The following is a 7813-nucleotide window of genomic DNA, read 5'->3' on the forward strand; positions in this document are numbered from 1 at the left end:
GCGGGATTGCCTCGGCGGTGTCGAGTCGGAGTGGCGCCGCATAAGGAGATTGGCGCGACCAGAAAGCAGGCATTGTGTCGGTGCCGTAGGCAACCACGGGAACGCCGCGTGTCTCGAGAACCTCGAGTGTCTTCTCCGTGTCTAAAATCGCTTTGGGACCTGCGGAGACGACGATGACCGGCGTGCGTGCCAGCTCGTCGAGATCGGCGGAGATGTCGAAGCTGATCTCTGCGCCCTTATGGACTCCGCCGATGCCACCGGTGGCGAACACGGCGATGCCGGCCATATGAGCGGCGATCATGGTCGCTGCCACCGTGGTGCCGCCACTCTTGCCCTCGGCAATGGCGAAGGCGAGGTCGGCACGCGACAGTTTCATCGGGTCCCGGGCCCGCGCCAAGTTCTCGCGCTCATGATCGGAAAGGCCGATCTTCAACCGGCCGTCGATGACGGCGATGGTCGCGGGAACCACGCCTTCCTCGCGGATCAAGGCTTCCACGTCTCTGGCCATTTCATTGTTGCGCGGCCAGGGCATGCCATGGGTAATGATGGTGCTTTCGAGGGCCACCACCGGGGCTCCGGCGGCAAGCGCTTCGGTAACGGGCGCATGGACGTCGATAATGTTGTTGGATCGCACGGGAGAAACTCCTTTAAGACATGAAACGCGCTGCGGGCACCCGCGCAAGCGCCGCGTTGAAAGCGGTATCGTCGAATTCTGGCGCTGCCGAGGCGCTTATGACGGCAAGTCCCGACGCAGCAACACCCTCGCGCACGGCTTCCTGCAGGGGCAGGCCACGCATCAGGGCGGCGATGGAAGCGCCGGCGAGTGCGTCGCCGGCACCGGTTACGTCCACGACCGTGTCGATGCGCGGCGGTTCGATAAGCCAGAGATCGTCGCCGCTGAAAACCGTCACCGGGCGTCCGCCCTCGGTGATCACGCCTGCAGCGAGGCCGTGCGCGCGCAGCGCTCGCGGCGCCTGCAAGACAGAGACGTCAGCCCCAAGCCCGGCAAGACCGCGTGCCTCGCGCGCGTTCATGAAAAGCGCGTCGATCGCGGCGAAGCTTTGCACCAGCCGGGCGGCCTTTGCCGGAGAGACGGCTACCGCATAAAGCGGCGCGCCTCCGCGGATCGCCGCAAGCTGCCCCACGGCATCCGCGGGCATGTTGGCATCGCACAGGATCGCCGTGGCCGCCGCCGCCGCGTCGCGCGTCCTCGAGCGTCGCATCTGTTTGGCGAAAGCCACGTCATAGAGTTCTGTGTCGGCCACACCGGTTATCAACTCTCCGTCATCGTCGAGCACCGCCGTATAGCTCGGCGTCGCCCGGTCGAGAAACGTCGCCGAAAGGTCCTCGAAACCCGCGGCCTCGATGGCGCGTGCAACCGCTTCGCCGGATGCGTCGCCGCCGCGCAGAGAAAGAAGCGATACGAAGATGCCGCGTCGGCCTGCCATGCGTGCCGCGTTGAAAATACCGCCGCCGACCTCTTCGCGCATGCGGCCCGGATTGGAGGTGGCCGGAATATGTGGCGCATCGAGACGACCGCGCCGATCCATGTGGGCGCCGCCAACGGCAAGCAGGCGAGGGGGGCTGGAAACGATCATGGAGCGGTCGTCCGAATCGGCGCCCGCGCGGAATCGGAGATTCCATGCATTCCACCTCTCGGCGCGCTCATGCGCACAGAGTTTGATCGCTCTTGTGTACAAAAATGGAACAAAATAATATTACTCATATTTTTCAGTGTATTAATGCCTATTGCAAAAATAGAACAAAAAGGGTACAAATGGATATCGCGGATTTGGCGGAACCGCCTCCATTGACCTCGAAGGGGTGTTGTATCATGGCTCAGAATTCATTGCGGCTTGTAGAGGATAATTCGGTGGACAAAACCAAGGCTCTGGATGCGGCGCTATCGCAGATCGAACGTGCCTTCGGCAAGGGCTCGATCATGCGGCTGGGCGCCAATGATCAGGTGGTCGAAATCGAGACCATTTCCACCGGGTCCCTGGGCCTCGACATCGCCTTGGGCGTCGGCGGTCTGCCGCGCGGGCGGATTGTCGAGATTTACGGTCCGGAAAGTTCGGGCAAGACCACGCTGGCCCTGCACACGGTTGCCGAGGCGCAGAAGAAGGGCGGCATTTGCGGCTTCATCGATGCCGAGCACGCACTCGATCCGGTCTATGCCCGCAAATTGGGTGTCGATCTTGAGAATTTGCTGATTTCGCAGCCCGACACGGGTGAGCAGGCGCTTGAGATATGTGACACTTTGGTGCGTTCGGGCGCGCTGGATGTCATCGTGGTCGATTCGGTTGCAGCGCTGACGCCGCGCGCCGAAATCGAAGGCGAGATGGGCGATTCGCTGCCGGGCATGCAGGCGCGCCTGATGAGTCAGGCGCTGCGCAAGCTCACCGCCTCCATCTCGCGTTCCAAGACCATGGTTGTCTTTATCAACCAGATCCGCATGAAGATCGGCGTGATGTTCGGTTCGCCGGAAACCACGACGGGCGGCAATGCGCTAAAATTCTATTCCTCGGTTCGCCTCGACATTCGCCGCATCGGTTCGGTCAAGGACCGCGACGAAACGGTGGGCAACCAGACCCGCATCAAGGTGGTGAAGAACAAGATGGCCCCGCCCTTCAAGCAGGTCGAGTTCGACATCATGTATGGCGAGGGCGTTTCGAAGACGGGCGAATTGATCGACCTGGGCGTGAAAGCCGGCATCGTGGAGAAATCGGGTGCCTGGTTCTCCTACAATTCCCAACGTCTGGGGCAGGGGCGCGAAAACGCCAAACAGTTCCTGCGTGACAATCCGGAAGCGGCTCAGGAAATCGAACTGGCGCTGCGCCAGAATGCGGGCCTGATCGCCGACAAATTCCTCGACGATACGGGGCCGGGCGATCAGGATGGGGGCGACACCGAGGAATAAGGCCTGAATGTTGCCGGCCCCGGCAAAGCGGGGAGCGACCGCGCTTCGAAGCTTGACGAAATGGACATCGCCATCCGCCGGCGGTGTCCATTTTTTTGCAACCTGGTCTGCCGGAACCGCATGCATACACCGCTCCTGCACGGGATTTCTGGACACGTCCGGGCGCTGACGTTAAAAGGCGGGCTTCTGTTCCCCGCATCCTTGAGCGGGCTTCTCGCAAAGGCTGAAACATGAGTGGCGTCAACGACATCCGGTCGACCTTTCTCGACTATTTCAAGAAGAACGGACACGAGATCGTGACCTCGGGTCCGCTCGTCCCGCGCAACGATCCGACCCTCATGTTCACCAATGCCGGCATGGTTCCGTTCAAGAACGTGTTTACAGGTCTGGAGACGCGACCCTACGACCGCGCGGTGACAGCGCAGAAATGTGTGCGCGCCGGCGGCAAGCACAACGATCTCGACAATGTCGGCTACACGGCGCGCCATCACACCTTCTTCGAGATGATGGGCAACTTCTCGTTTGGAGATTATTTCAAAGACCGCGCCATCGAGCTTGCGTGGAACCTGGTCACGAAGGAATTCGGTCTCGATCCGAAGCGCCTTCTGGTCACTGTCTATCACACGGATGACGAGGCGGCCGGGTTCTGGAAGAAGATTGCCGGCCTTCCCGATGAGCGTATCATCCGGATCGCCACCAGCGATAATTTCTGGGCCATGGGCGATACCGGCCCGTGCGGTCCGTGCTCGGAAATTTTCTACGACCATGGCGAACATATTCCTGGCGGTCCGCCCGGAAGTCCGGACGAGGACGGCGACCGTTTCATCGAGATCTGGAACCTCGTCTTCATGCAGTTCGAGCAGATGACGCCGGACGAGCGCGTCGCGCTGCCGCGCCCTTCCATCGATACCGGGATGGGGCTCGAGCGCGTCGCTGCAGTGTTGCAGGGTGTTCACGACAATTACGATATCGACCTGTTTCGCGCGCTGATTCACGCGTCCGAAGAGGCGACCGGCGTGCGGGCCGAGGGCGCGCAGCATGCAAGCCACAAGGTTATTGCCGATCACCTGCGTGCCTCCAGTTTCCTTATTGCGGACGGCGTTCTTCCCTCCAATGAAGGCCGCGGCTACGTGCTGCGTCGCATCATGCGCCGCGCCATGCGCCATGCGCAGCTACTGGGGGCGAAGGAGCCGCTCATGTGGCGCCTCGTGCCGGCGCTGGTGCGCGAGATGGGCCGTGCCTATCCGGAGCTGGTGCGCGGCGAGGCGCTCATCACCGAAACGCTCAAGCTCGAGGAAACCCGTTTCCGCAAAACGCTTGCGCGCGGTCTGTCGCTTCTATCCGACGCAACCGGCGACATGGGCGAGGGGGATCTGCTCGACGGCGAAACCGCCTTCAAACTATACGACACCTACGGCTTTCCGCTCGACCTGACGCAGGATGCCTTGCGCCAGCGCGGCATCCATGTCGATCTGGGCGGCTTCAACGATGCCATGGAACGACAGAAGGCGGAGGCGCGCGCCAATTGGGCCGGCTCGGGCGAAGCCGCCACCGAGGCCGTCTGGTTCGCGGTCAAGGACAAGACCGGCGGCAGCGACTTCCTGGGCTATGAGACCGAGGAAGCGGAGGGCATCGTTTCCGCCTTGATATGCGACGGTGCCATGGTCGATCACGCTGCCAATGGCGACGAGGTGGCCGTCGTCACCAACCAGACCCCGTTTTACGGTGAATCCGGCGGCCAGGTGGGTGACACCGGCGTGATCGCCGGTGAGGATTTTTCCATCGCCATTGCCAACACCCAGAAAAAGGGCGACGGCCTTCTCGTTCACTTCGGCCGTGTGGAGAGCGGTACGGTCAAGACCGGCGACGTTGCCACGCTCAAGGTCGATCACGCACGCCGCACGCGCATCCGGGCAAACCACTCGGCCACGCATCTCCTGCATGAGGCGTTGCGCGAGGTGCTGGGCGCCCATGTTGCGCAGAAGGGATCGCTGGTGGCGCCGGAGCGACTGCGCTTCGATTTCTCACACCCCAAACCGATTTCCGAAGCGGAGCTCGTCCGTATCGAGGACATCGCCAACGCCATCGTGCTGCAGAACGCGCCCGTCGAAACGCATTTGATGGCGGTCGACGATGCGATCGAGGCCGGCGCGATGGCGCTGTTCGGAGAAAAATACGGCGATGAGGTCCGCGTTGTTTCCATGGGCACGGCGCGGGACGGCGAGAAGGCGGGCAAGACCTATTCGCTGGAACTGTGCGGCGGCACCCATGTGAAAGCCACGGGCGACATCGGTCTGATCCGCATCGTCTCGGAAAGCGCTGTCGCTTCCGGCGTGCGCCGTGTTGAAGCGCTGACGGCAGACGCCGCCCGTCATTATCTGGGCGAACAGGAACAGCAGTTGAAGCGTGCCGCCGGCGCATTGAAGGTCGCCCCCGCCGATGTGCCGGCACGGCTGGAAACCGTGCTGGAAGAGCGCCGCAGGCTCGAGCGCGAACTCAGCGAGGCGCGCCGCAAGCTCGCTCTGGGCGGCGGTGGAACGGCGTCGGATGGCGGTGCCGAGACGGTTGCCGGCGTCGGCTTCATGGGTCGCGTGGTCGAGGGGATTTCGCCCAAGGACCTGAAGCCGCTCGCCGATGACGGCAAGGCCTCGCTTGGCTCCGGCGTCACCGTGTTCGTTGGCACGTCGGATGAGGGCAAGGCCAGCGTCGTGGTCGGCGTCACCAAGGATCTGGTCGAGCGCTTCAGCGCTGTGGACCTGGTGCGTGTCGCCTCCGCTGCGATTGGCGGCAAGGGCGGTGGCGGACGTCCCGACATGGCTCAGGCCGGCGGCCCGGACGGCTCGAAAGCCGCCGACGCCATCGCCGCCGTCAGGGCTGCAATGGAAGGATGACAGCCGAGCGACGACAGGGGCCAAATCGAACGCGGGCCTGTAACGGCTCGCGTTTTCGTTTGTCTCGGATGTCCTGCGTTGCGATGGCGCTTGCGCTCAACCGGCAAAGTCCTTGCAATGCGTTTCACCGCTCATCCAGCCTCCACTTTTTAGTGCGCCCCAGCCGGGTTCGGACACTGTCACATAGGACCAGCCATCCACGGGCAAATGGGTGAAGCTCACATAGTCGCCGGGTTCGATGCGACCGATCACCTTCGACCCACTATCCCGTCCCGCATAGAGCGGTTCGCGGCCTGCCGTCCAGCCCAGGCAGCCACCGGGAAACTCATCGAAAACCGGCAGATCGCGCAGTTGCCGGCGTATGCGGAGGTCGTCGAGATCGAGCCTGGTGCGGCGTGTGTTGACGGCGCAGCCATGCTGCTTTTCCAGAGCCTGAATCTGGCTCACGAGGCGCGATCCCAAGGCATCGATGGAAACAGATTTTCCAGTACAGTCGGAATTGTCGAACAGCGCCTGTCCCAACGGCGTGGCGAAACAGTAGCCCGCCCTATCCATCACGAGATTGCGCGTGAACCAGATATCCTGGCAGCCGACGCTCTCGTTTGCGGCCGCGGGCGTTGCGATGAGGGTTAAAAGAACAGGCAGCCAGCGCATGGCCGAAGCTTATTTCACCAGCGGTCCCTGTCAACGGCAATGAAGCGTGCCTCAGGACGTCTCGAACGCGGTTGATGCCATGCTATCACGGGCCTGCATCCGGTCCCACCAGTGCGCGATCGCCGGATGGGCCTCAATCGATGCAGCGCCTTCCTCCGTGAGCGCGAAATAGGCGAAGACCGGTGCCGCGTGCAGATCGGCGAGCGTGAGCCGATCGCCGGCGAGCCAGGGGCCGTCGCTTGCCCGTTGCGCCAATGTCGTAAGGCAGGTGCGGGCCGTATCCAGTCCCCGGGCAATGCGTGCTTCGTCGCAAAGGCCGCCGTTTTTCGGTTTTGAAAGTCGCTCCACGTAAACGTCCCAAACCATCGCCCGGTAGGCATAGGCGTCGATCAGGCCGACGATCTGGTTGGTCAGAGCCCGCGCTGCAGCCGCGCTATACTGGAGTGCGGGCCCTGTGAACGCCTCGTCCACGTAGCGCGTGATCGCGGTGGTTTCGAAAAGCCGAAGCGTACCGTGTTCGAATGCGGGAATGCGTCTGAAAGGATGGCGTTCCAGATACCAGTCGGGAACGCCTTCGCTTGAGAAGATGTCGACCGGAACACAATCGTGGTCGACACCCTTCTCGAGAAGCGCAAGCCGCGCGATGCGCACATAGACGCTGTAGTGTGCACCGAAAAGGCGCGGCTTGGGCGGCATGATGAATTCTAGCCCATCGCCTTCTGCAGGTTCTCGTCGATCTTGTCCAAAAAGCCGGTGGTGGAAAGCCAGGGCTGATCGGGGCCGATGAGCAGCGCAAGATCCTTGGTCATGTGACCGGATTCCACCGTGTCGATGCAGACCTTTTCAAGCGTCGCGGCAAACTTCGCCAGTTCCTTGTTGTCGTCCAGCTTGGCGCGGTGGGCGAGACCGCGCGTCCAGGCGAAGATCGAGGCGATGGAATTGGTCGAGGTTTCCTCGCCCTTCTCATGCTGGCGGTAGTGACGTGTCACCGTGCCGTGCGCGGCTTCGGCTTCAACCGTTTTGCCGTCCGGCGTCATCAGAACCGAGGTCATCAGGCCGAGCGAGCCGAAACCCTGCGCCACCGTGTCGGACTGCACGTCGCCATCGTAGTTCTTGCAGGCCCAGACATAGCCGCCCGACCATTTGAGCGCGGAGGCGACCATGTCGTCGATCAGACGGTGTTCGTAGGTGATCTTGGCTTCCTTGAACTTCGCCTCGAACTCGGTCTCGTAGATCTCCTGGAAGATGTCCTTGAAGCGCCCGTCATAGGCTTTCATGATCGTGTTCTTCGTGGAGAGGTAGCAGGGCACCTTGCGCATCAGCGCGTAGTTCATCGAGGCGCGGGCGA

General features: G+C 62.4%; 7 protein-coding genes. 2 read left to right on the forward strand and 5 right to left on the reverse strand.

The annotated features are described in order from the left end of the window. Nucleotides 1-634: pseudouridine-5'-phosphate glycosidase (locus QZ638_RS20835; RefSeq protein ID WP_295813975.1), on the reverse strand; the 634-nt coding region annotated here is incomplete at its 3' end. Nucleotides 635-647: 13 nt separating this feature from the next. Further along, on the reverse strand, nt 648-1598 hold the full coding sequence (locus QZ638_RS20840; protein ID WP_295813978.1) for a carbohydrate kinase family protein: 951 nt from the start codon (nt 1596-1598) through the stop codon (nt 648-650). A gap of 236 nt (nt 1599-1834) precedes the next feature. On the opposite strand from QZ638_RS20840, the gene recA reads away from it, so the two are divergent. Both recA and alaS read left to right on the forward strand, forming a co-directional pair. Further along, a complete protein-coding gene (recA, locus tag QZ638_RS20845; RefSeq protein ID WP_295813982.1) occupies nt 1835-2920 on the forward strand; it encodes a recombinase RecA in 1086 nt (361 codons plus the stop codon). 230 nt (nt 2921-3150) lie between these two features. Next, entirely contained in the window at nt 3151-5811 is a 2661-nt protein-coding gene (alaS, locus tag QZ638_RS20850; RefSeq protein WP_295813985.1) for an alanine--tRNA ligase, read from the forward strand. Nucleotides 5812-5907: 96 nt separating this feature from the next. On the opposite strand, the gene QZ638_RS20855 is transcribed toward alaS, so the two are convergent. From QZ638_RS20855 to QZ638_RS20865, 3 genes are all read right to left on the reverse strand, one after another. Further along, nucleotides 5908-6465 carry a DUF4453 domain-containing protein gene (locus tag QZ638_RS20855; protein WP_295813988.1) on the reverse strand — a complete coding sequence of 186 codons (558 nt, stop codon included), beginning with the start codon at nt 6463-6465 and terminating at the stop codon, nt 5908-5910. Nucleotides 6466-6516: 51 nt separating this feature from the next. Next, the gene (locus QZ638_RS20860) at nt 6517-7161 is read right to left on the reverse strand and encodes a glutathione S-transferase family protein (RefSeq protein ID WP_295813992.1); all 645 of its coding nucleotides are present in this window, start codon (nt 7159-7161) and stop codon (nt 6517-6519) included. An 8-nt stretch (nt 7162-7169) separates the two neighbouring features. Beyond that, nucleotides 7170-7813 (reverse strand): NADP-dependent isocitrate dehydrogenase (locus QZ638_RS20865; RefSeq protein WP_295813994.1); only part of this gene is annotated, 644 nt, incomplete at its 5' end.

It is taken from the genome of uncultured Nitratireductor sp., from assembly GCF_913053745.1.
GTDB lineage: Bacteria > Pseudomonadota > Alphaproteobacteria > Rhizobiales > Rhizobiaceae > Nitratireductor.

Bases quoted from the DNA above. Each gene is read 5' to 3' on its own strand.
- QZ638_RS20840 (WP_295813978.1), bottom strand. From the start codon at position 1,598: ATGATCGTTTCCAGCCCCCCTCGCCTGCTTGCCGTTGGCGGCGCCCAC.
- recA (WP_295813982.1), top strand. From the start codon at position 1,835: ATGGCTCAGAATTCATTGCGGCTTGTAGAGGATAATTCGGTGGACAAA.
- alaS (WP_295813985.1), top strand. From the start codon at position 3,151: ATGAGTGGCGTCAACGACATCCGGTCGACCTTTCTCGACTATTTCAAG.
- QZ638_RS20855 (WP_295813988.1), bottom strand. From the start codon at position 6,465: ATGCGCTGGCTGCCTGTTCTTTTAACCCTCATCGCAACGCCCGCGGCC.
- QZ638_RS20860 (WP_295813992.1), bottom strand. From the start codon at position 7,161: ATGCCGCCCAAGCCGCGCCTTTTCGGTGCACACTACAGCGTCTATGTG.